Below are 22,163 nucleotides of genomic sequence, written 5' to 3'. Positions count from 1 at the left end.
CGAAACGGCTCTGGAATACTTGAGTCATCGAGGCTCAAGTCTTGAGATTACTTAGCAGTTCGTTTCGCACATGATTGAAGGAGAACAACCCAGATGGCTCGTGCAGTAGGTATTGACCTCGGAACCACAAACTCGGTGGTGTCCGTGCTCGAAGGTGGAGAACCCACCGTCATCGCCAACGCTGAGGGCTTGCGCACCACCCCCTCGGTGGTCGCATTCACCAAGGACGGCGAAGTTCTCGTTGGAGAAACCGCCAAGCGCCAGAACGTCACCAACGTCGACCGCACCATCTCCAGCGTCAAGCGCCACATGGGCACTGACTGGACCGTCGCGATCGACGACAAGAAGTACACCCCGCAGGAGATCAGCGCGCGTATCCTCGCCAAACTCAAGCGTGACGCCGAGCAGTACCTGGGCGAGAAGGTCAGCGACGCCGTCGTGACCGTGCCGGCGTACTTCAACGACGCCGAGCGTCAGGCCACGAAGGAGGCCGGCGAGATTGCCGGACTCAACGTATTGCGCATTATCAACGAGCCGACCGCCGCCGCGCTGGCCTACGGTCTCGACAAGGGCAAGGAAGACGAGCTCATCCTGGTCTTCGACCTCGGAGGCGGAACCTTCGACGTGTCGCTGCTCGAGGTGGGCAAGGACGACGACTTCTCCACCATCCAGGTGCGCTCGACCGCCGGCGACAACCGCCTCGGCGGCGACGACTGGGACCAGCGCATCGTTGATCACCTGATCAAGCGCTTCAAGGAGACCACCGGCGTTGACGTGTCCAAGGACAAGATCGCCAAGCAGCGCCTCAAAGAAGCCGCTGAGCAGGCCAAGAAGGAACTCTCCTCGAGCATGTCGACGAGCATCCAGCTGCCCTACCTGTCGCTGACCGAAAACGGCCCGGCCAACCTCGACGAGACGCTCACCCGCGCCCAGTTCGAGAAGATGACTGAGGACCTGCTCGACCGCACCAAGAAGCCCTTCCAGGACGTCATTCGTGAGGCCGGCGTCAAGGTCGGTGACATCGCCCACGTCGTTCTCGTCGGTGGTTCCACCCGGATGCCCGCCGTCTACGAGCTCGTCAAGAGCGAGACCGGCGGCAAGGACCCGAACAAGGGTGTCAACCCGGACGAGGTCGTCGCCGTCGGCGCCGCACTGCAGGCCGGCGTGCTGAAGGGCGAGCGCAAGGACGTTCTGCTCATCGACGTCACCCCGCTGAGCCTCGGCATCGAAACCAAGGGCGGCATCATGACGCGCTTGATCGAGCGCAACACGGCCATCCCGACCAAGCGCAGCGAAACCTTCACCACGGCCGACGACAACCAGCCGTCCGTTGCGATCCAGGTCTTCCAGGGCGAGCGTGAGTTCACCCGCGACAACAAGAACCTCGGAACCTTCGAGCTCACCGGCATCGCGCCGGCGCCGCGCGGCATTCCGCAGGTCGAGGTCACCTTCGACATCGACGCCAACGGCATCGTGCACGTGTCCGCCAAGGACAAGGGCACCGGAACCGAGCAGTCGATGACCATCACGGGCGGTTCCTCGCTCGCGAAGGAAGACATCGAGCGCATGGTGCGCGAGGGTGAAGAGCACGCCGCAGAAGACAAGCGTCTGCGCGAAGTCGCCGAGACCCGCAACACGGCCGAGCAGCTCGCCTACTCGATCGAGAAGCTGATCAAGGACAACGTCGACAAGCTCCCCGAGGACGTGAAGAACGAGGTGCAGGCTGATGTCGATGCCCTCAAGTCCGCTCTCGCCGGCGACGACGACGACGCGGTGAAGACCGCGTTTGACAAGCTCAACGAAAGCCAGGGCAAGCTCGGCGAAGCCATCTACAAGTCCAGCCAGGCGGATGCCGCAGCCGGCGCTGATGAGACCAGCACCGACGAGGCTCCTGCCGAAGCGAACAAGGACGAAGACGTTGTCGACGCCGAAGTTGTTGACGACGACGAAGACGAGAAGAAGAAGTAGGCCGCAACCATGGCTGACAAGAAACATCCAGACAACGACGCGTCCGCTGCGGGGGTGCCCGATGACGGCACCGCCGCCGCGGGCGCGGCCGCTGCTGATGCAGCATCCGCTTCTGAACCTGACAGTGCTGTAGCCGACGGGATCGAAGAAGACGAACTGACCGTTCAGGACATTCTGGACGCGGCGGAACGCGAAGTTGCTGAGCCGACGAGCGAACACCTCGCCGACCTCAAGCGCGTGACGGCCGAGTACGCCAACTATCGTCGGCGCACCGAAGCCAACCGGGCCATCGAGAAAGAGCGCGTGACCGGGGATATCGTCAAGGTGCTTATTCCGGTACTGGACGACATCTACCGTGCTGAGAAGCACGGCGATCTCGTGCCTGACTCGGCCTTCGCCACGATCGCAGCCAAACTGCGTTCGAGCGTTGAACGGCTCGGGCTGACCTCGTTCGGCACGGTCGGCGAACCCTTCGACCCGACCATGCACGAGGCGATCTTCCAGCAGCCGAGTGCAGCGGTCGACGTGGAAACCGTCGGCGACGTCGCGGAGACGGGGTACTACCTCGGCTCCACGCTGCTGCGCGCGGCCAAGGTCGTCGTTCAGGTACCGAGCGATGGCTAGCCAGGATTGGTTTGACAAGGACTTCTACAAGGTTCTCGGGGTATCGAAAGATGTCACGCCGGCCGAGTTGAAGAAGGCGTACCGCAAGCTCGCGCGTAAGTACCACCCGGATTCCAACCCGGGGAACCCCGCCGCCGAGGCGAAGTTCAAGGAACTGAGCGAGGCGCACTCGGTGCTGGGCGATGCCGCGCAGCGCAAGGAATACGACGCCGTGCGGGCCATGGGCAGTGGGGCGCGGTTCGCCGCGCCCGGCGGCCGAGCCCAGAGCGGTGGCTTTGAGGACGCCTTCGGAGGCATGTTCGGCGGCGGAAGCCGTCAGCAAAGTTATACCTTCGAGCAGGGTGGCTTCGACGATATCCTCGGGGGTATGTTCGGCAGAGGTGGCGGCGGTGGCGGCGGCTTCGGCAACCCCACCGGCGGCTACCGCGGATCGGGCGCGCCTACCCGAGGCCGCGATGTGATCGCGTCGACGACCATCGACTTCATCACGGCTACCCAGGGCGACCAGATCAGTCTGCAGACCCAGGACGGCCGGCCGATCAAGGTCAAGGTGCCAGCCGGCGTCGCCGACGGGCAGAAGATTCGCCTGCGCGGCAAGGGCCAGCCCAGCCCCGACGGCGGAGAAACCGGCGATATCGTGCTGACGATCACCGTGCGCAAGCACCCGGTGTTCGAACGGGACGGTCTCAACCTGCGGGTGACCGTTCCGGTCACCTTCGTCGAGGCGAGCCTCGGTGCGACGATCGAGGTGCCCACTCTCGGTGGTGCCCCGGTCAAACTGCGCGTGGCCCCCGGCACTCCCGGAGGACGCGTGCTGCGGGTCAAGGGTCGCGGCGTCACCACGGCGAAGGGCACCGGCGACCTGCTCGCCATCGTGCAGGTCGCTGTACCGTCACACCTGTCAAAGGATGCGGAAGAAAAGCTCGCAGCCTTCGCCGAGGCACTGCCCAAGGAAAATCCGCGCGATGAACTGATCGCGCGAGCGAAGGGCTAGTCATGGACGAGACCACCCGGGTTTTCGTGATTTCCACGGCAGCAGAGCTTGCGGGAATGCACCCGCAAACCCTGCGCCAATACGATCGCCTGGGCCTGGTCAGCCCGGAACGCACCCCCGGAAAGAGCCGTCGCTACTCCATGCTCGACGTGGCAAAGCTCCGTGAAATTGCGTTCTTGGGCTCAGAAGGTGTGAGTCTGGAAGGCATCCGTCGTATCCTCGAACTCGAGGATCACGTGCGCGGGCTCGAAAAACGCCTGCGCGAGTTGGAATCGACGCTCGCCGACGAATTGCTGAACCGTCCGGGCCGCCGCGTTTTCGCGGCTGGCTCGGCCGGCGACGTCATTTCGATGAAGGCGGGGACCCGCACCAGACGCAGCAACCAGATTGTCATCTGGCGGCCGCGAGACCACACGTAGTTCTACAACACCTAGCTCCACGTTTCGCTTTCACAGCACGAACTGGTTGCACCGGCACCACTTTCAGGGGGAACCATGTCCGAATCGGGCACGCACGACCAGTCCGCGCTGCGGAACACCAATGACTTCGACTTCGATCGGCTGCGACGTCGCCCCGACATCGAGGCCGAGAACCTGTTCGCCGTCGACGCCAGCGACCGGCTCATCCTCGATGAGGCCGCCGGTGCGATCGCCGCCTACCGCAGCGGTGGAGTCGTCGTGCTCGAGGACCGCTATGGCGCCCTCACCCTCGGCGCCGCCGCACTGCACGATGCCCGCGGCATCCGCGTCTATCAGGACGCCCTCTCGGGCGAGTACGCGCTTGACAGCAACGCCTCCGGCGTCAATCTGACGGATGCCTACCGCTCCCTTCCGCTCGGCGAGGAGCTACTGGCCGACGCCCACGTCGTGCTGCTGCAGCTGCCCAAAAGCCTCGACGCCCTCGATGAGATCGCCGGCGCCATCGCCAAGTACGCCGCCCCCGACGTGATCGTCTTCGCCGGCGGCCGCATCAAGCACATGACCGTGAGCATGAACGAGGTGCTGCGCCGTCACTTCGGCGCCCTCAACGTGCGCCCGGCTCGCCAGAAGTCCCGCGTGCTCATCGCCTCCTCGCCGCTCACCACGTCGACGACCGACTGGCCGCACAGCGAGAAGCACGAGGACTTCGACCTCGTGGTGCGCGGCCACGGCGGAGTGTTCGCCGGAACCAGCATCGACATCGGCACCCGGGCGCTGCTCGAGGTGCTCGACCGGATGAAGCCCGATGCCGAGCGCGCCATCGACCTCGGCTGCGGCACCGGCGTGCTCGCCGCGGCGCTCGCGGCGCAGCGACCCCTGCTGCGGGTGCTCGCGACGGACCAATCGGCCGTTGCCGTGGCATCCGCTCGTGCCACCGTCGACGCCAACGCGCTCGCCGAACGAGTCACCGTCGTGCGGGCCGATGGCCTGTCCGGCCAGGCTGATGACTCCGCCGACCTGATTCTGCTCAACCCGCCCTTTCACATCGGCGCATCCGTGCACGCGGGCCTGGCCGAGAAGCTGTTCATCGACGCGGCCCGAGTGCTTGCGCCCGGCGGCGAACTGTGGACGGTCTGGAACACGCACCTCGGCTACCGTCCGATGCTGACCCGCATCGTCGGTTCGACCCGCCAAGTCGGCCGCAACACCAAGTTCACGGTGACGGTGTCGACCGGTCGCTAGCTTTTTCGGGGCGGCTTACGGCGGTCCTGCGGCGATCTCGGCAAGCTCGATCAGCGGATGGTGACGACCGGCAGACACTGGTCTGCCGGTCTGCGGTGATATTTCGGGCGCGCTCAGGCGCGTACGAGCGGCTCGCCGTTCAGAACGTCGAGCTGCCAGGCGGTCGATCCATCAGCGTGTGTGTGGTGGTGCTGCACAACGTTGAGCGAGGCGTTGGTAATGCTGCCGATGGGCTGGTCGAGCGCGTTTTCGAGGCTCAAACGAATGAGCGTGCCGTGCGCGACCACAATGATGCGCGCTCCGGGGTGCTCGCGGGCGAGGTCGCGCAGGGCGTCGATGCCGCGTGCGGCGACGGCTTGTTCGGTCTCGGCACCGTGGAACCCGCCGGGAAAACGCAGGGCTTCGAGTTCGGCGCCAGCGCTCAAACCCTCGGCCGGCCCGTAGTTGCGCTCGATCAGTGCCGGGAGGCGGCGGGCCGTGTCGAGGCCGAGCCGCTCGCCGATCAGGTCGGCGGTTTCCGCAGCACGGGAGAGCGGGGACGAGACGATGAAATCCCAGTCGTAGCGTTTCAGGGGAGCGACGGCATCCGCTGCCTGACCGCGCCCCACGTCATTCAGCGGGATATCGGTGGCGCCCTGGATGCGCGCGGCGGCGTTCCAATCGGTCTGGCCGTGGCGGATGAGGGCGAAGGTCGTCGTCGTGGTCACCCGTCTATTCTGCCTTGGCCGACTGGGAGTGCGCGCCGCGCGCCAGCGGCGGCCTCGTTCCGCGGTGCGGTGTGGGCCGACCGTGCGAGTGCGACGATGGACCAGCCGCCGAGTGCGACGAGCAGCCCGTTGCGCGCCGTGAGCAGCAGCAGCGAAAATAGGTTGCCGTCGATCAGGGGCAGGTAGAAGATTGGAAAGATCAACGTCGTCAGGGCTGAAATGGCCAGCATCAGCACGGCGGGCACCCGCCAGGCCGCCCAGCTGCGGCCAACGCCGACCGCGACGATCGGCACCAGCCAGAGCATGTATTGCGGCGACCCGACCTTGTTGAAGACGATGAATGCGCTGACCAGGGCCAGGGAACCGAGCAGCAGCAGCTCGGCGGCATCCGCTTGTCGGCGTTGAGCAATGACCATCAGCACGAAGATCGCCGCGATGGCACCGAACATGACCGGTGTCATCAGGGAGGCGACGAGACCGGCCCCGGGGCCGCTCACCTCGCGGGTCGCGATGGCAAAGTTTTCGTAGATGACCGTGTCGTGCTGGCCGAGCGAGGCCAGCCACACCCACGGAGTCGTGACCGGAGCCTCGAGCTGCAGCGCACGGTCGGTCTGTTCGGTGACGAATCCGGTGAGAAACTGCGCAGCGTCGAGCAGCCAAACGGATGCCGCCACCCCCGCCGACAACGCCGCTCCGGTCAGGACCATCGTCAGTTTTCGCGACCATACCGTGACGACCGCGAGGAAAACGGCAGCCGGCCAGACCTTGATCCAGGTGGCGAGGGCCAGCAGGAGCGCGGCTATGACCGGTCGACGCGCGAGCAGCACGAGTCCGACGATGACGATCGGTGCGGTGACTCCTTCCAGGCGTAACAGCCCGACCGGGCTCAGCAGGAACGAGCACAGCAACCAGTACCAGGCCGGCTTGTAGCCGCTGCGGCGGCGTCCCCAATCGGTCAGGGCTCCGACGGCGACGGCGTTGAGCGCTGCCGTCATCAGAAACCAGAGCAATTGGTAGAGCAGTGGCCCGGCGATGCCGGCGAACGCGATCGGCAGCATGGCCCCGATCGGATACACCCAGGCCACGTCGAGGCCCTGCCAGAAACCGTTGCCCAGGCCGAGTTCGGCCCATTGTCGGTAGAGCGGGAGATCACCGAGCACCCGGCCGGTGAGGATGGTCGGGAGCAGCGCGACGAGAAAGACCGCGTGCAGGCCCAGGAACCCCAGGGCCAGAGTGCGCGGTCGTTGCAGGGTGAGACGGCGGCTCGGGGTGAGCGCCGTGGCGAGGCGGGCGTCGATCCAATCGAAGGTTCTAGACATGTCACCGTTTCTGCAGCGCGGGGTGGGGAGTCGCGGGCAGTCTAGGGGTGGCGAGTGAACTTCTGGTGACGGATGGCCATCCCCCGGGCCCAGGTTGTGGAAGCGGGCCCATGATCTATCATGGGCCCGCTTTCCGGGCCCGGGCCCCGACCGCAGGGGGTGGAGGGGTCAGGCGAGGAGCTCTCGGATGTCGGCGGCGGTCAGGGCGGTGCCGGCCGGGGCACCATCGGTCATAACGCTTTCGAACAGGCGGGCCTTGGTGGCTTTGAGGGCCATGACCTTCTCCTCGATGGTGTCCTTCGACACCAATCGGTAGACCATGACGTTCTTGGTCTGGCCGATGCGGTGTACGCGGTCGACCGCCTGTGCCTCGGTCGCCGGGTTCCACCACGGGTCCAGCAGAATAACGTAGTCGGCCTCGGTGAGGTTGAGGCCGAATCCGCCGGCCTTGAGGCTGATCAGGAAGACGGAGCTCGAGCCCTCCTTGAAGTCGCTGATGGCCTTGGCTCGATTGCGGGTCTTGCCGTCGAGGTAGGAATAGCTGATGCCGGCCGCGTCGAGCCGGTCCCGCGCCTTGCCGAGGTACTGGGTGAACTGGCTGAAGATGAGGGTGCGGTGGCCCTCGGCGACGGTGTCTTCGAGCAGCTCAAGCAGGGCGTCGAGCTTGGTCGAGGGAACGCTGTCGTACTTCTTGTCGTACAGGCTCGCATCGAGGCTGAGCTGGCGCAGCATGGTGAGCGAGCGAAAGATCTCGAACCGGTTCGCGTTCATGTCCTCGATCAGGCCGAGCACCTTCTGGCGTTCCCGGGCCAGGTGCATGTCGTAGACCTTGCGGTGCCGCGGGTGCAGGTCGAGTTCCAGCACCTGCTCCTGCTTCTCGGGCAGGTCGCTCGCCACCTGGGCTTTGGTGCGGCGCAGCATGAAGGGACGGATGCGGCGGCGCAGCTGCGTGAGCCGCTCACCGTCGGCATCCGTTTCAATGGGCTTGCGGTAGTAGTCGGCGAAGCGGCTCGGGCTCGGGAACAGGCCGGGCGCGGTGATGGAGAGCAGCGACCACAGCTCCATCAGGTTGTTTTCCATCGGCGTGCCGGTGATGGCGAGCTTGAACGGGGTGCGCAGCCGGCGGGCGCAGACGTGCGCCTTGCTTTGGTGGTTCTTCACGAACTGGGCCTCGTCGAGCAGCAGTCCGGCCCAGTCCTGGGCGTTGTATTCCTCGAAGTCGAGGCGAAAAAGCGTGTACGAGGTGATCACGACATCCGCTTCACCCATCACGTCCTGCAGGCTGGAGCCGCGCTTTCCGGCGGTCTGGGTGATAGCTGCTGTCGCCAGGTCGGGAGCGAACCGGGCGCACTCGGTGGCCCAGTTGGAGACGACGCTCGTGGGCGCGACGACGAGGAACGGCTTGCGCACGGTGCCCGGCTGCGCGCGTTCGCTGTCCCGGGCGTGGGCGATCAGGGCGATCGCCTGCAGGGTCTTGCCGAGCCCCATGTCGTCGGCGAGTACGCCGCCGAGCTGGTGGTCGTAGAGAAAGCTGAGCCAGTCGAACCCGGTCTGCTGGTACGCGCGCAGGGTGGCGTGCACGGCCGGCGGGAGCGGGCGTTCGGCGATGGGAGCGGCTTCCGCCAGACCCTGAAGGGCGGCGAGGCCCTCGACGGCGCTGCGCCAGGTAGCGGCCTGTTCGGCGACCACGCCGAGCAGCTGCAGTTCGTCCCAGAGGTCGGCCTGAAAGCGGCTGAGGCCGAGAGTGCCGGCGTTGCTCTCCTGAAGACCACGGGCCTCTTCGATCAGGCGGCGCAGCTGCTGCAGCTCGGGCCGGTCGAGGCTGAAATAGGTTCCGCTGTCGAGGATCATCAGGTCCTGATCGGTGGCCAGTGCCCGAAACAGGTCGTCGAAGGGAATGTCTTCGCCCTCGATCGACACGGTGACGGCGAGGTCGAACCAGTCGCGGGTATCGGTGCTCTCGGTGGTGGCCAGGCTGATCACGGGCGCTTCGTCGGCCTCGCGATAGCTTGGCGCGTCAGCGGAGACCTGCACGATGACGCCATCTTCCGCGAGCCGGGGTACGGCTTCACCGAGGAAGGTGATCATGACGGCGCCCTGCAGCTCGGCGTGCTCGAGCAAACGGGCCGCACTGATCGGGGTTGCCGGCTGCCAGAGCTGCTCGAACGAGCTGATGGCGCGTTCGACGTCTCGCAGCGTGTCGCCCTCGCGGGTCGCGTCGCGAAAGCGGGTGTCGTTGGGTGTCGGGCGCAGCGGGTGGCGGTAGAGCACGGGGGCGGGCTCTATTTCGACGGCGTCGGTCGGGACGGCTGCGGCCTGGTCGGTGGGCGCGACGTACTGCCACTCCCAGGCCAGGGTGATGCGGGCATCCGTTTGGTGCGTGATCGTGAGGGCGAGTTGGGGGCGAGCGGTCTTGGGCAGCTCAAACGATGCGTCATGGCTGGTCAGCACGAGTTTTTGCTGAAGAAAGGGGTAGAAGTCGGTGAGGAAGGCCACCTCGTCGTCGGCCGGAATATCGAAGCCGCCGGTCACGGCCAGGGCGCGGATCTCGGAGTTCACCGTGGCAGTCAGCGGGGCGAGGATAAGCTGATTGCCGGTCGCGAGCGGGTCGGCCGGGGCGGTCCAGGTGTAGGCGCCGTGCGCCGGATCGCCGAGAAAACCGAATTCGGCGCCGCGGTGCAGCTTCTCGTTCAACACGAGCAAGGGGGTCAGCTGCAGGCCGTCATCGTCCCGCCGAATGTCGACCTCGAGCGAGGCGGGCGTGGGGGAGAGGAGGACGGGATTCTGGGCATCCGTTGCGCAGACGAGTGGCAGACCGCTCAGCTGGGCCTCGTGCAGCAGATCCCAGAGGGCCTTGTTCTCGAAGTTGTCGAGGTAGAGCCAGTGGTCGGTGTAGCTGTAATAACGCTGCCCGGTGGCCGAGAGGGCGTAGAGGGCGTTCAGGATTTTGCGGTGGCCACGGTTGTAGGTGCCGGGAGTCCAGGACAGGTTGTCCCAGGTGAGGGAGCCGCGGATCCACTTGCCCTTCTTGCCCATCACCATGGGGCGTGCGCCGAGGCGGCGAGGCCCGGTGCGGCGGTTCGGGCTGTAGGCGGGATCAAGCAGGTCGAATTGCAGCGCGAGGGCCGTGCTCGTGACCGTCTCGGCGCCGCTCGGCTTCGCGAGCGGGGCCAGGGCGGCGCGCCAGGCCGGGACCGGCGGGCGAATGGGAACGACGGGGGCCGGGGTGGACGGCTGATACGCGGCCGGCACGAAGGTCGACTCGAAGACGGGGGTGCGGCGGTCGCCGATGGCACGCACGTTGGACGCCGCGCGCTCGGCATTCAGCTCCGCGGGCGTGCTGCGGCTTGCCAGCAGCAGGGCGGCGACGTGCTTGCAGTTGCTGGCCATCGGGCAGGTGCACGTTCCGCTGGCTCGAACGGCCTGGCCGGCCGCATTGAGGGTGAACGAGACCAGCACGGTGTACGGCTGGGGACTGGTGCCGCTGACGCGTCCGGTGAGGTGTGTTCCCGACGGGGCCCAGGACTGTTCGGTGACGTGTCCGTTGCGGGCGTACCGTTCACCGCGCGAGAACGACTGGCTGCCGACGATGCGGGCGATCTCGTGAGTGCTGAGGGAATGGGCCATAGGTGAGGGAGCTCCGTAAGAAAAAGGGACCAACCCTTATTGTCTCACGCGAGCCTGAGCGGCTCAGCTCAGCGTGGTGTCTCACGGGGCTGCCTGGTGGCTAATTCAGGAAATTTCCTGAGCCGGGGGGAGTTGCGTCGCATTGGTTCGGGAGCCGCGGGATCGCTCGCCGAAATTATCCTGAATTAGCCACGATCGACGGGCTGCACCGGCGTGCCAGGAGTGGAGAGAGTGCCGGCGGCAGTGGCCTGCAGCAGAGCCAGGGCCTGCGCCTCGATGTGGGTCTGCAGCACGATCACGCTCGAGGAGCGCACGACCGTTTGAGTGGCGACGATGAGGTCGAGCACGCGCTGCACGTCGGCGTTCGACCGGGCGACGACCCGGGCGAGCATGTCGCTGTCGCCGGAGACCGTGTGCAACTCCAGAATCTCGGGAATCTTCGCGAGAGCCGCAACGACAACCGCGTGGCCGGAGTCCTGCCGCACGGTGAGCGAACAGTAGGCGGTGACCGGGTAGCCGAACTCGCTCGGGTTCAGGGTCGGCGCCCAGGATTTGATCACCTCGCGGCTCATTAGCCGGTCGAGCCTGGCCTGCACGGTTGCCCTGGCCACCTTGAGCCGCCGTGAGGCCTCGAGCACCGAGAGCTTCGGCCGCTCGCAGAACAGTGTGACGAGTCGAGCATCCAGCGAGTCGACATCCATGAGCGTGACCTTTCGGTGGTCCGGTCGGGCATCGTTGCCGAGCGGGGGGTGTACCAACTGTATGGTGTTTCGTTGAAAATGCACACAATTATTCACAGAGTGTGCACTTCAAATGGTCACTGTGGCAGACGCTCGGCAAAGTCACTAACTTTGCTGTAGCCCGCCCAGTCAACGATCAGAAGGAGCCAGCATGGCGACTCACGCCCTCGACACCCTTCCCCTGCGTTCAGGGCAGATGCAGATGCAGAGTGCGGATGTCGGCGACCTCACCCCGGATCAGCTGCGCGACCTGTATCGGATGCTGGCGAACGTGCGTCAGCTCGACCGCGATGCCGTGGCGTGGCAGCGCCAGGGTCTCATTCCCGGTTACGCGCCGATGCTCGGCCAGGAGGCAGCCCAGGTCGGTGCCGGCTTCGGCGTCGATAAGACCCGGGACTTCATCTTTCCGACCTACCGTGAGATGGGCGTGGCCTACACGGTCGGCGTGAACATGGTCGAGTACATGTCGACCCACAAAGCGATCTGGCACGGCGGGCTCTACGACCCCGGGGCCACCCACTTCGCGCCCTTTCAAGCGGTTGTCGGCGGATCCGTTCTGCACGCGGTGGGCTGGGCGCACGGGCAGACCCTGAACTGCCAGACGTTGAACGGGACGGCTGCGGCAACGGGCGGTGCGGCATCCGTTTCAACAACCGGCCTCGGCGTGGGCCTGGCCTTTCTTGGCGACGGCGCGAGCTCGCAGGGTGACGTGCACGAGGCGATGAACTTCGCCGCCATTCTGAAGGCGCCGGTGGTGTTCTTCGTGCAGAACAACGGCTGGGCCATCTCGGTGCCGACCGAACAGCAGGTGGCCGGAGGCTCGGTGGCCGCACGCGCTGCCGGCTACGGCATGCCAGCCGTGCAGGTCGACGGCAACGACGTGCTCGCCGTGCTGGACGCCACCCGACGCGCGGTCGCCCACGCTCGCGCGGGCCTCGGCCCGGTCGTGGTCGAGGCGATGACCTACCGGCGCGGTCCGCACTCCACGAGCGACGACCCCGGTCGCTACCGCACCCTCGAGGACGAGAAAACCGACGGCGGCGAAGATCCGCTCAGCCGGTTTCGCGCGGTGCTGCTGGCCGACAACGTGGCTGACTCTGCCTTTTTCGCCGCGGCTGACGCCGACGCCCAGGCGCGTGCCGACGAGATTCGCGACGGTGTCGTGGCCCTCGAAAGCCGGCCCGGAAGCGAAATGTTCGACTTCGTTTTTCAAGAATCAACCCCGACGCTCGGCGCCCAGGCGCGCCAGTGGAGAGAGGAATCCGAGCATGTCTGAGTCTATGAACGGCGCCGTCCTCGAACTCGTGCGGGAGACCCCGCTCCTGCAGCTCTCCATGCAGCAGGCCATCAACCGCGCGCTCGGTGAGATTCTCGAGACGGATGAGCGCGCCCTCATCTTCGGCGAAGACGTCGGCGTGCTCGGCGGAGTCTTTCGGGTCACCGACGGCCTGCAGCAGCGCTTCGGGGCGAACCGAGTCTTTGACACTCCGCTCGCAGAATCTGGCATTCTCGGCACCGCGATTGGGCTGGCCATGGCCGGTTTTCACCCGATCCCCGAGGTGCAGTTCGACGGCTTCGCCTACCCGGCCGTCAACCAGATCATCACGCAGCTGGCCCGCATGAACTATCGCAGCCGCGGACGCCTGCCGATGCCGGTGACGCTGCGGGTGCCGAGCTTTGGCGGCATCCGCGCCCCCGAACACCACGGTGAGAGCCTCGAATCGCTGTTCGCGCACGTGCCCGGACTCAAGGTCGTGTCGCCGGCCAACCCGCAGCAGGCCTATCACCTGCTCAAGCACGCCGTCTCGATGCCCGACCCGGTCATCTTCATGGAGCCCAAGGCGCGCTACTGGAACAAGGCCGGGGTCAACCTGGTCGACAACGTGGTCGGTGATGGCATCTCCGGGGGGACGGATGGCCCGCTCACCGGCCGCGCCTCCCTCGAGGGCTCGGTGATCGCCCGTCCGGGCAAGCACGCGACCCTGATCGCGTGGGGCTCAATGGTCTCCCGCTGCTTCCAGGTGGCTGAGTTGGCCGCGGAAGATGGCATCGAACTCGAGGTGCTCGATCTGCGCTGGCTGAAGCCGATCGACGAAGCGGGGCTGGCGGCATCCGTTTCACGCACGCGTCGGGCCATCGTCGTGCACGAGGGGCCGCGCACCATTGGCCTCGGTGCCGAGGTCGCCGCGCTCGTCTCGCGGAGCTGCTTCGACACGCTGCGGGCGCCGGTCGAGCGCGTGACCGGCTTCGACGTGCCGTACCCGTCTGGCGATCTGGAGGACGAGTACATCCCGAACATTGATCGAATTCTCTTCGGAGTTCAGCGAGTATTGGAGTACCGCCGTGGCTGAAATCTCTTTTCCCCTGCCCGACCTCGGTGAGGGACTGCTCGAGGCGACCGTGCTCGAATGGCTCGTCACGGTGGGTGACCAAGTCGAACGCAACCAGCCATTCGTCGAGGTTGAAACGACGAAGTCGTCGGTGGAATTGCCGTCACCGATCGCCGGTATCGTGCACACCCTGCACGGCGAGCCCGGCGACGTGGTGCTCGTCGACACACCGTTGATCACCTTCACGGTCGCCGACGACTCGGCCGGCATCGTCGGCACTGTGCCGGCAGAGGCCGCGCCGAAACGCCGCGTGCGCCTCACCGCCGTTCTCGACGAGGACTAGACATGCTCACCAGTTGGCGCCAGCACGAACCCGAACTCGACGCGGGCCTTGCCCCGGTGCTGCTCGTGCACGGCTTCGCCTCGTCCACCGCCCTCAACTGGGAGGCGACCGGCTGGGTGCGTGACCTCGTGAGCGCCGGCCGGCGCGTCATCACCATCGATCTGGTTGGTCACGGCGCAAGCGCTGCACCGACCGAAACGGATGCGTACGCCCCCAGCCGCCTGCGCGCGGCGGTTCTCGAGGTGCTCACCCTGGCCGGCGCCCGGCCCCGCGAGGCCGGCCAGCCCGCATCCGGTGTCGACCTGGTCGGGTACTCGCTCGGCTCGCGCCTGGTCTGGGAACTCGCCGCCGAGCGGCCCGACCTGGTCAATCGCGCGGTGCTCGGCGGCATGAGCTCCGAGGACCCGCTCGCCGACTTCGACCTCGAAGCAGCCGCCCTGTTTCTGTCGGCTTCCAGCGCGATCGCGCACGAGTCGACCGCCTCACTGATGACCCTGATGCAGCTCGCTCCGGGCTCGAACACCCAGGCCCTGTTGCGGCTGGTCGCCGCGATCAAGGCTGAGCGGTTCGAGCCGGGCGCATCCGTTCCGTCTCGGCCCCTTCTCTTCGTCACCGGCGACCGCGACGTGCTCGCGACCGGCACAGCCGAACTCGCGGCGCTCGCCGCCGATTCCGAAGTGTTGTGGCTGCCGGCCCGTACCCATATGAACGCGGTCAGCTCCCGTGCCTTCAAACAAGCTGCGATCGAGTTTCTCGCTCGCTACCAGTCGTAGCGGAACGGCCCGCCCCCGTAACTAGCGGTCAGTCCGGACGCAGCAGGTTCTGCAGAGTCGCGTCTGTGGCGCGCATTTTCGAGCCATTCAAGCGACCGGCGAACTCACCCAGCCGGATTTCCTGATTGACCGCTGTCAGTTGCTCGACCAACACTCTGGTCTTCGTGCCGTTGATTTCGACCTCGGGGCGAAATGACGCCTCACGTCGTCGGGCTGCAGGACCACAGCGAACCGCACCCCAGTTTGCTCGTGTCCACGAGGGTCACTCGGCGTCTTCCGGATCGTTCCGGATCGTTCCGGAGCGCTTCGGACTCGGCCCGGAGTCGAGCGCGGCGGTGAGTACGTTCAGCCTCCATGATCGCCATCCAACCGGCCTCCGAGCGGGACAGTCCGTCACCGGTCAGCGCCAGTAGAGCCCGTTCAGTTTCTAGGTCAGTGCGTATCGTGAGCGAAGTCTTGCAACAGTTTGTACTCCAAGAGAACTTGCATATTTGAGTTCGTTTCGTCTCCCGTGCCACCGTTCAGCTGATGATCCACAAGTATCCGCAGTTGTGAACGGCGCCGGGTGAATGCGGATACTCTGGCGCCGCACCACAGCACGTGGCTCCACCACCGTTCGCTCTCTGCGCCCTGTCCGGCTCAGACGCCGCCGAGCCAGCCGCGATTGAGTCCCTGACCCACGAAGCGCCGCCCGGCCTGCGCAATTCCGCAGGGCCGAACCGGCGCTCCTTGCCGTCGCAAATTACCCGAGCAGCGCCCGGTCGTCGAGGGACGCGCCCTTGATCTTCGCGAACTCGGCGAGCAGGTCGGGCACCGTCATGGTGGCCTTGCGCTCGGCGTCGACGTCGAGAATGATCTGGCCCTCGTGCATCATGATGAGCCGGTTGCCGAGGCGCAGCGCCTGTTCCATATTGTGCGTGACCATGAGCGTGGTGAGATGGTGCTTGGCGACGATGCTTTCGGTGAGCGTCGTGACCAATTCGGCCCGCTGCGGGTCGAGGGCGGCGGTGTGCTCGTCGAGCAGCAGGATGCGCGGCTGGGTGAAGCTCGCCATGAGCAGCGACAGCGCCTGCCGCTGGCCGCCGGAAAGCAGCCCGACCCGAGCCTTGAGTCGGTTTTCGAGGCCGAGCTCGAGCGAGAGCAACTCCTCGCGAAAGAACGCCCGACGTTTGTGGGTGACACCCCAGGCGAGCCCGCGACGCTGACCGCGGCGCAGCGCGAGCGCGAGGTTCTGCTCGATGCTCAGGTCGGGCGCGGTTCCGGCCATCGGGTCCTGAAACACGCGGCCGACGTACGCGGCTCGCGCGTAGTCGGGCATCCGCTTGACGGAACTGCCGTCGATCGACAGGTCGCCGGAATCGATCGGCAGCTTGCCACTGATCATATTGAGCAGGGTGGATTTTCCGGCGCCGTTGCTGCCGATAACGGTGACGAAATCACCGGTGTTCAGCTGCAGTGACACGTCGTTGAGGGCGACGCGTTCGTTGACCGTGCCGGGAAAGAAGGTCTTGGTGATGTTCTGAATGAGCAGCATGAGACTCCTAGTTCGCTTTCACTGCGGCGGCGGAACGCATCTCGCGCAGCGAGGGCACGCGTTTTAGGAAGCCCCAGCGCGGCAGCAGCAGGGCGGCGACGACGAGCAGCGCCGAGATGAGCTTCATGTCGTTGGGGTTGAGGCCGGCGCCGAGAGCGAAGAAGATCACCAGGCGGTAGATGACGGCTCCGCCGATGACGGCGAGCGAGGCGAGAAAAATGGTGCGCCGGCCGAAGACGGCCTGACCGACGATGACCGAGGCGAGTCCGACCAGAATGAGGCCGATGCCCATGCTGACGTCGGCGAAACCCTGGTACTGCGCGATGAGCGCGCCGCAGAGCGCGACGAGCCCGTTCGAGATCGCGAGGGTGAGAATCGTGGTGCGGTGCGTGTTGACGCCGAGGCTGCGGATCATCTGCTCGTTATTGCCGGTCGCCTGAATCGACAGGCCGAGGTCGGTGCTGAGAAACCAGTCGATGGCGAACTTGATGACCAGGGCGGCGACGGCGAAGAGCAGGATGCTCCAGACTCCGCCGAGCAGGCCGGCGTCCCGCAGTGGTGTCATCAGGGTGTCTTCGCGCAAGAGCGGCAGGTTGGATTTGCCCATGATGCGCAGATTGATCGACCACAGGGCGATCATCGTGAGGATGCCGGCGAGCAGGCCGTCGATGCGGCCCTTGGTGTACAGCACACCGGTGACCAGGCCGGCCACCGCTCCCGACGCCGCCCCGGCGAGGGTGGCGAGGGGAGCCGGCACACCATTGATAATGAGCGACGCGGCAACCGCGGCCCCGGTCGTGAAACTTCCGTCGACCGTGAGGTCGGGAAAGTTGAGGATTCGAAACGTCAGGTAGACACCCAACGCCATGATTCCGTAGAGCAGGCCGAGTTCGAGAGCCGCATTCATCTGGTTAGTCCTTCTACTCGATGATTCGGTCGGCCTTGGCGATGAGTTCCTCGGTGAGGGTCACTCCCATCCGCTCGGCAGCGGCCGGATTGAGGATGAACTCGATCGTGTCGAGGGTCTCGACCGGCATGTCGGCGGGGTCTTCTTCGTCTTCGAGGATGCGCATGGCCATCTGGCCGGTCTGGTAGCCGAGGTCGGTGTAGCTGATGCCGTAGGTCGCGATGGCGCCACGCTCGACCTGGCCGTTTTCGGCGCCGAACAGCGGAATCTGGTTGGCCTCGGAATACTGGATGACGGCTTCGAGACCCTCGGTGACGCGGTTGTCGGTGGGAATGTAGATGGCGTCGACGTCGCCGAGCGACTCGGTGGCCTGGGCGACCTCGCTCGAGTTGGTGACGGTGGCTTCCTTGATGGTCAGGCCGAGGTCGTTGGCTGCCTCCTTGGCGAGTTCAACCTGCACGTCGGAGTTGACCTCGCCCGAGCTGTAGATAATGCCGACCGACTGGGCGTCCGGCAGAATCTCCTGAATCAGTTCGAGCTGCTCCTTGACCGGGTTCAGGTCGCTGGTGCCGGTGATGTTGCTGCCCGGCTTCTCCCAGCTCTCGACCAGTCCGGCTTCCTCCGGCTCGGTCACGGCGGTGAACAGCACCGGAATGTCGATGATCGTCTGCGCGGCGGCCTGCGCGGTGGGCGTGGCGATCGCGAGCACGAGGTCGACCTTGTCGGCGGCGAACTTCGCGGCGATGGTGCTCGCGGTGGCCTGCTCGCCCTGCGCGTTCTGCTCGTCGAACTCAATGTCGGCGCCCTCGACGTAGCCGGCGTCAGCGAAGGCCTGCTTGAAACCCTCGCGGGCGTCGTCGAGCGCCTGGTGCTGCACGATCTGGCTGATGCCGATCGTGATCAGGTCGTCTGAAGCGGATGCTGTCGGCTCGCTGGCCGCGCAGCCGCTGAGGGTGAGGGCGCCGGCGGCAACGAGAGCGAGGGCTGACAGGGATTTGGTGTGCTTCATGCTGGGAAATTCTCCTTTGAATTCATGCTGCTACGGCGCGCGGGAACCTGCGGCCGAACGGTGAGGGGGTGCTAGGCGGTGGCTGGCACCAGGGCTGCCGCGGCGGCGACCAGGAAGCGGTCGTTCTGCTCGGCCGTGCCGATCGTCACGCGCAGGCCTTCGCCGGGGAAAGCGCGGGCCAGGATGCCTTCGGCGATGAACGCAGCGTTCACCCGGTCGGTGTCGTCGCCGGTGCGGAGCCAGACGAAGTTTCCCTGCGAGTCGGTTACGCGCCATCCGCTCGCCTGCAATGACCCGAGCACCCGGGTGCGTTCGGCGACGATCTGGTCGATGCGCACGGTCAGCTCGGCCTCCGCGTCGAGGGAGGCGAGGGCCGCGCGCTGGGCGAGCGCGGTTACGCCGAACGGCAGGGCCACCCGGCGCAGGTTCGCGGCAACAGCAGTCGGTGCGATCGCGTAGCCGATGCGCAGGCCGGCCAGGCCATAGGCCTTGGAGAAGGTGTGCAGCACGGCCACGTTGGGGTAACGGCGAAAGAAATCAATGCCAACAGCGGAGGAGGCGTCACGGTTGAAGTGCACGTAGGCCTCGTCGACGACGACCAGCACGTTCTCGGGGACCCGGGCCAGAAACGCGTGCAGTTCCTCGCTGGTGACGAAGGCGCCGGTCGGGTTGTTGGGGTTGCAGACCAAAATCAGTCGCGTCTGCGCGGTGATGGCATCGGCCATAGCGTTCAGATCGTGGCACTCATCGCTCGTGAGCGCGACCGGCACCGGCGTCGCACCGGCGACCTGCACCAGAATCGGGTAAGCCTCGAATGACCGCCAGGCGAAGATGACCTCGTCACCGGCCCCGGCGCTCGCGTGGATGATCTGGGACAGCACCTCGACCGACCCGGCACCGAAGGCCACGTTGTCGCTCGAGACGTCGAACCGGGCCGCAATACGGTCGGTGACTTCGGCGACGGCCATGCTCGGGTACAGATGAATCTCCCCGAGAGCGGATGCGATTGCCTCGGTCACCGAGGCGAGCGGTGCAAACGGGTTCTCGTTCGAGGAGAGCTTGAACGCTCCGGAATCGCCCGCTGCGGCGCCCTGCTTATAGGCGGGCAGTCTGCTGATGGCTTCGCGTTGCTGCACCATAACTTTTCAACCTCAACTCGGAATGGGTGTGCCAGACATGCGCGTCGAGTAAAGCGTCGGCAATGACGGGTCTGGTTCAGAGCGTAGTGATGCAGCAGAAGTTTGACAATTCGACTAATCAGCACGTCACAAACTGCACTATCTGACTGGTGTTCAGCGGGCTTGGCTGAACAAGTTGTTCAGTTTTGTAATTTTCGGCGGCCTATTTCGGAGGTCAGTCTGGGGGTACTAAACTTGAGCCAGGAAGGCTCAACTTTAGAGGAGACAGCTCATGCAAGCCGGTCAGCGACCACCGCAGCAAGACGCCAAGACGGCCCTCGAGCTCTACGGGGTGAACCTCACCGACATCGCCCGCAGCGGCAAGCTCGACCCGGTGATCGGGCGCGACGCCGAGATTCGCCGGATCAGCCAGGTGCTCACCCGGCGCACCAAGAACAACCCGGTCTTGATCGGCGAACCCGGCGTCGGTAAGACCGCCGTGGTCGAGGGGCTGGCCCAGCGCATCGTGGCCGGTGACGTTGCCGACTCGCTCAAGGACAAACAGCTGGTCTCGCTCGACTTGGCCGCCCTCGTGGCTGGCGCCAAGTATCGCGGCGAGTTCGAGGAACGGCTCAAGGCCGTGCTCAAGGAGATCAATGACGCCGACGGAGCGATCATCACCTTCGTCGACGAACTGCACACGCTCATGGGCGCGGGCGGCGGCGAAGGCTCCGTCGCGGCCAGCAATATGCTCAAGCCCATGCTCGCCCGCGGCGAACTGCGCTTGATCGGCGCTACGACCCTCAACGAGTACCGCGAATTCATTGAAAAGGATGCCGCGCTCGAGCGCCGTTTTCAGCCGGTGCTCGTCGGCGAACCCTCGGTCGAAGACACCGTCGCCATTCTGCGCGGGCTCAAGGAACGCTACGAAGCCCACCACAAGGTGACGATTGCCGATTCTGCCCTCGTGGCCGCGGCATCCCTCTCGAATCGGTATATCACCGCCCGCCAGCTGCCCGACAAAGCCATCGACTTGATCGATGAGGCCGCGAGCCGGCTGCGCATGGAGATCGACTCCTCTCCGGTGGAGATCGACGAGCTGCGGCGCAGCGTCGACCGGCTCAAGCTCGAAGAACTGGCGTTGAAGAAGGAGAAAGACGACGCGTCGAAAGCACGTTTGGTAAAACTGCGCAGCGACCTCTCGGAGCGCCAGGCGAACCTGGGGGAACTGCAGGCGCGCTGGGACGCCGAGCGGGCCTCGCTCAACCGGGTCGGCGAACTGCGCGAGCGGCTGGACACCGCGCGCATCGAATCGGACCGGGCTCAGCGGGAAGGCGACCTCGAAAAGGCCTCCCGGCTGCTCTATGGGGATATTCCGGTGATGGAACGCGCGCTCGCCGACGCCGAAAAAGAAGAATCAGTCGGACCCCGCATGGTCAACGACCAGGTCACGAGCGAGGACATCGCCGCTGTCGTCGCCGCCTGGACCGGCATTCCGGTCGGCCGGCTGCTGCAGGGCGAAACCGAAAAACTATTGAACCTCGAAAACGAGCTCGGCCACCGCCTGATCGGGCAGAAGCGGGCAGTTCGCTCGGTCGCCGACGCCGTGCGGCGTTCACGCGCCGGAATCTCCGACCCCGACCGGCCGACCGGATCCTTCCTCTTTCTCGGCCCGACAGGCGTCGGCAAGACCGAGCTCGCCAAGGCGCTCGCCGAGTTTCTATTCGACGATGAAAAAGCCATGGTGCGCATCGACATGAGCGAGTACGGCGAGAAGTTCTCGGTGTCGCGCCTGGTCGGAGCGCCTCCGGGCTACGTCGGTTACGAGCAGGGTGGGCAGCTCACCGAGGCCGTGCGGCGTCGCCCGTACTCGGTGATTCTGTTCGACGAGGTGGAGAAGGCGCATCCCGAGGTATTCGACGTGCTGTTGCAGGTGCTCGACGACGGCCGGCTGACCGACGGCCAGGGCCGCACGGTGGACTTTCGCAACACCATCCTCGTGCTCACCTCGAACCTCGGTTCGCAGTTTCTGGTCGATCCGACCCTGTCGGTGGAGCAGAAGGAACAGGCCGTGCAAGGCCTCGTGCGGCAGGCCTTCAAGCCCGAGTTCGTCAACCGGCTCGACGACATCGTGGTGTTCTCCTCGCTCACCACCGATGAGCTCGGTGAGATCGTCGAACTCGACGTCGACCGGCTGCAGAAGCGCCTGGCCGAGCGCCGGCTCGAGCTGGCAGTGACACCGGATGCCCGCCGCTGGCTGGCCGAACGCGGCTATGACCCGATCTACGGTGCGCGTCCGTTGCGACGCCTCATGCAGCGCGAGATCGACGACCGCCTGGCGCGGGCGCTGCTCTCCGGGGAGATTCGCGACGGCGACACGGTGCTCGTGAGTCTGGAAGCCGACGGGGACTCGCTCACCGTCGAATCCGCCCCCGCGCTGTTGGACGTTCCCCTCGAGGAGGACCTGCTCTAGCCGATTCCCGCTCTCGCGTGTAAAAGGGAGATGTCC

At 65.8% G+C, this 22,163-nt stretch carries 18 protein-coding genes and 1 pseudogene; 10 read left to right on the top strand and 9 right to left on the bottom strand.

Features of this window, described 5'->3' with window-relative positions:
• Window positions 1–93: 93 nt before the first annotated feature.
• The 5 genes from dnaK to E3T46_RS02610 all read left to right on the top strand — a co-directional run bounded on the left by dnaK (window position 94) and on the right by E3T46_RS02610 (window position 5,247).
• Complete coding sequence (gene dnaK / locus E3T46_RS02630) at window positions 94–1,968, top strand: molecular chaperone DnaK (protein WP_134577350.1); 1,875 nt, start codon at window positions 94–96, stop codon at window positions 1,966–1,968.
• A gap of 9 nt (window positions 1,969–1,977) precedes the next feature.
• A complete protein-coding gene (locus E3T46_RS02625) occupies window positions 1,978–2,592 on the top strand; it encodes a nucleotide exchange factor GrpE (RefSeq protein ID WP_134577349.1) in 615 nt (204 codons plus the stop codon).
• Window positions 2,585–3,586 (top strand): DnaJ C-terminal domain-containing protein, encoded by a 1,002-nt coding sequence (locus E3T46_RS02620; protein ID WP_092447961.1) that lies wholly within the window; start codon window positions 2,585–2,587, stop codon window positions 3,584–3,586. The genes E3T46_RS02625 and E3T46_RS02620 overlap by 8 nt, the downstream gene beginning before the upstream one ends.
• 2 nt (window positions 3,587–3,588) lie before the next feature.
• On the top strand, window positions 3,589–4,005 hold the full coding sequence (locus E3T46_RS02615; protein ID WP_092447960.1) for a MerR family transcriptional regulator: 417 nt from the start codon (window positions 3,589–3,591) through the stop codon (window positions 4,003–4,005).
• Window positions 4,006–4,080: 75 nt separating this feature from the next.
• Window positions 4,081–5,247 carry a methyltransferase gene (locus E3T46_RS02610; protein WP_134471945.1) on the top strand — a complete coding sequence of 389 codons (1,167 nt, stop codon included), beginning with the start codon at window positions 4,081–4,083 and terminating at the stop codon, window positions 5,245–5,247.
• A 113-nt stretch (window positions 5,248–5,360) separates the two neighbouring features.
• Here E3T46_RS02610 and E3T46_RS02605 read toward each other — a convergent pair whose 3' ends face one another.
• The 4 genes from E3T46_RS02605 to E3T46_RS02590 form a co-directional block, all read right to left on the bottom strand.
• Window positions 5,361–5,954 carry a histidine phosphatase family protein gene (locus E3T46_RS02605; RefSeq protein WP_134443384.1) on the bottom strand — a complete coding sequence of 198 codons (594 nt, stop codon included), beginning with the start codon at window positions 5,952–5,954 and terminating at the stop codon, window positions 5,361–5,363.
• Entirely contained in the window at window positions 5,951–7,273 is a 1,323-nt protein-coding gene (locus E3T46_RS02600; RefSeq protein WP_134577348.1) for a glycosyltransferase 87 family protein, read from the bottom strand. The genes E3T46_RS02605 and E3T46_RS02600 overlap by 4 nt, the downstream gene beginning before the upstream one ends.
• 168 nt (window positions 7,274–7,441) lie before the next feature.
• Window positions 7,442–10,900 carry a DEAD/DEAH box helicase gene (locus tag E3T46_RS02595; protein WP_134577347.1) on the bottom strand — a complete coding sequence of 1,153 codons (3,459 nt, stop codon included), beginning with the start codon at window positions 10,898–10,900 and terminating at the stop codon, window positions 7,442–7,444.
• A 185-nt stretch (window positions 10,901–11,085) separates the two neighbouring features.
• A complete protein-coding gene (locus E3T46_RS02590) occupies window positions 11,086–11,601 on the bottom strand; it encodes an Lrp/AsnC family transcriptional regulator (protein WP_134577346.1) in 516 nt (171 codons plus the stop codon).
• A gap of 235 nt (window positions 11,602–11,836) precedes the next feature.
• Here E3T46_RS02590 and E3T46_RS02585 point away from each other — a divergent pair, with 235 nt between their 5' ends.
• The 4 genes from E3T46_RS02585 to E3T46_RS02570 are packed head-to-tail and all read left to right on the top strand — an operon-like array spanning window position 11,837 to window position 15,086.
• A complete protein-coding gene (locus E3T46_RS02585; protein ID WP_134577436.1) occupies window positions 11,837–12,916 on the top strand; it encodes a thiamine pyrophosphate-dependent enzyme in 1,080 nt (359 codons plus the stop codon).
• Window positions 12,909–13,991 carry an alpha-ketoacid dehydrogenase subunit beta gene (locus tag E3T46_RS02580; protein ID WP_241980414.1) on the top strand — a complete coding sequence of 361 codons (1,083 nt, stop codon included), beginning with the start codon at window positions 12,909–12,911 and terminating at the stop codon, window positions 13,989–13,991. Before E3T46_RS02585 ends, E3T46_RS02580 begins: the two co-directional genes overlap by 8 nt.
• Window positions 13,984–14,313, top strand: coding sequence for a biotin/lipoyl-containing protein (locus E3T46_RS02575; protein ID WP_134577345.1), 330 nt, complete (start codon window positions 13,984–13,986; stop codon window positions 14,311–14,313). The genes E3T46_RS02580 and E3T46_RS02575 overlap by 8 nt, the downstream gene beginning before the upstream one ends.
• Window positions 14,314–14,315: 2 nt before the next feature.
• Window positions 14,316–15,086 (top strand): alpha/beta fold hydrolase, encoded by a 771-nt coding sequence (locus tag E3T46_RS02570; RefSeq protein ID WP_134577344.1) that lies wholly within the window; start codon window positions 14,316–14,318, stop codon window positions 15,084–15,086.
• Window positions 15,087–15,114: 28 nt separating this feature from the next.
• Here E3T46_RS02570 and E3T46_RS18650 read toward each other — a convergent pair.
• The 5 genes and pseudogenes from E3T46_RS18650 to hisC all read right to left on the bottom strand — a co-directional run.
• Window positions 15,115–15,279, bottom strand: a pseudogene (locus E3T46_RS18650) (hypothetical protein); the annotation flags it as partial.
• Window positions 15,280–15,828: 549 nt separating this feature from the next.
• Complete coding sequence (locus tag E3T46_RS02555; protein WP_134577343.1) at window positions 15,829–16,620, bottom strand: ABC transporter ATP-binding protein; 792 nt, start codon at window positions 16,618–16,620, stop codon at window positions 15,829–15,831.
• Window positions 16,621–16,627: 7 nt separating this feature from the next.
• A complete protein-coding gene (locus E3T46_RS02550; RefSeq protein ID WP_134577342.1) occupies window positions 16,628–17,527 on the bottom strand; it encodes an ABC transporter permease in 900 nt (299 codons plus the stop codon).
• A gap of 13 nt (window positions 17,528–17,540) precedes the next feature.
• Entirely contained in the window at window positions 17,541–18,536 is a 996-nt protein-coding gene (locus E3T46_RS02545; RefSeq protein WP_134577341.1) for an ABC transporter substrate-binding protein, read from the bottom strand.
• 71 nt (window positions 18,537–18,607) lie between these two features.
• The gene (gene hisC / locus E3T46_RS02540) at window positions 18,608–19,675 is read right to left on the bottom strand and encodes a histidinol-phosphate transaminase (protein WP_134577340.1); all 1,068 of its coding nucleotides are present in this window, start codon (window positions 19,673–19,675) and stop codon (window positions 18,608–18,610) included.
• A gap of 271 nt (window positions 19,676–19,946) precedes the next feature.
• Between hisC and E3T46_RS02535 the strand changes: the two genes are divergently transcribed.
• A complete protein-coding gene (locus E3T46_RS02535) occupies window positions 19,947–22,127 on the top strand; it encodes an AAA family ATPase (RefSeq protein WP_134577339.1) in 2,181 nt (726 codons plus the stop codon).
• Window positions 22,128–22,163 lie beyond the last annotated feature (36 nt).

The sequence above is a fragment of the Cryobacterium sp. Hh11 genome (genome assembly GCF_004404045.1).
Classification (GTDB): Bacteria; Actinomycetota; Actinomycetes; order Actinomycetales; family Microbacteriaceae; genus Cryobacterium; species Cryobacterium levicorallinum.
Note: the sequence above shows the minus strand (reverse complement) of the source record. Positions and strands in the feature narration are given on the sequence as shown.

Coding starts and splice junctions, on each gene's coding strand:
- dnaK (WP_134577350.1), top strand. CDS start 94: ATGGCTCGTGCAGTAGGTATTGACCTCGGAACCACAAACTCGGTGGTG.
- E3T46_RS02625 (WP_134577349.1), top strand. CDS start 1,978: ATGGCTGACAAGAAACATCCAGACAACGACGCGTCCGCTGCGGGGGTG.
- E3T46_RS02620 (WP_092447961.1), top strand. CDS start 2,585: ATGGCTAGCCAGGATTGGTTTGACAAGGACTTCTACAAGGTTCTCGGG.
- E3T46_RS02615 (WP_092447960.1), top strand. CDS start 3,589: ATGGACGAGACCACCCGGGTTTTCGTGATTTCCACGGCAGCAGAGCTT.
- E3T46_RS02610 (WP_134471945.1), top strand. CDS start 4,081: ATGTCCGAATCGGGCACGCACGACCAGTCCGCGCTGCGGAACACCAAT.
- E3T46_RS02600 (WP_134577348.1), bottom strand. CDS start 7,273: ATGTCTAGAACCTTCGATTGGATCGACGCCCGCCTCGCCACGGCGCTC.
- E3T46_RS02595 (WP_134577347.1), bottom strand. CDS start 10,900: ATGGCCCATTCCCTCAGCACTCACGAGATCGCCCGCATCGTCGGCAGC.
- E3T46_RS02590 (WP_134577346.1), bottom strand. CDS start 11,601: ATGGATGTCGACTCGCTGGATGCTCGACTCGTCACACTGTTCTGCGAG.
- E3T46_RS02585 (WP_134577436.1), top strand. CDS start 11,837: ATGCAGATGCAGAGTGCGGATGTCGGCGACCTCACCCCGGATCAGCTG.
- E3T46_RS02580 (WP_241980414.1), top strand. CDS start 12,909: ATGTCTGAGTCTATGAACGGCGCCGTCCTCGAACTCGTGCGGGAGACC.
- E3T46_RS02570 (WP_134577344.1), top strand. CDS start 14,316: ATGCTCACCAGTTGGCGCCAGCACGAACCCGAACTCGACGCGGGCCTT.
- E3T46_RS02555 (WP_134577343.1), bottom strand. CDS start 16,620: ATGCTGCTCATTCAGAACATCACCAAGACCTTCTTTCCCGGCACGGTC.
- E3T46_RS02550 (WP_134577342.1), bottom strand. CDS start 17,527: ATGAATGCGGCTCTCGAACTCGGCCTGCTCTACGGAATCATGGCGTTG.
- E3T46_RS02545 (WP_134577341.1), bottom strand. CDS start 18,536: ATGAAGCACACCAAATCCCTGTCAGCCCTCGCTCTCGTTGCCGCCGGC.
- hisC (WP_134577340.1), bottom strand. CDS start 19,675: ATGGTGCAGCAACGCGAAGCCATCAGCAGACTGCCCGCCTATAAGCAG.
- E3T46_RS02535 (WP_134577339.1), top strand. CDS start 19,947: ATGCAAGCCGGTCAGCGACCACCGCAGCAAGACGCCAAGACGGCCCTC.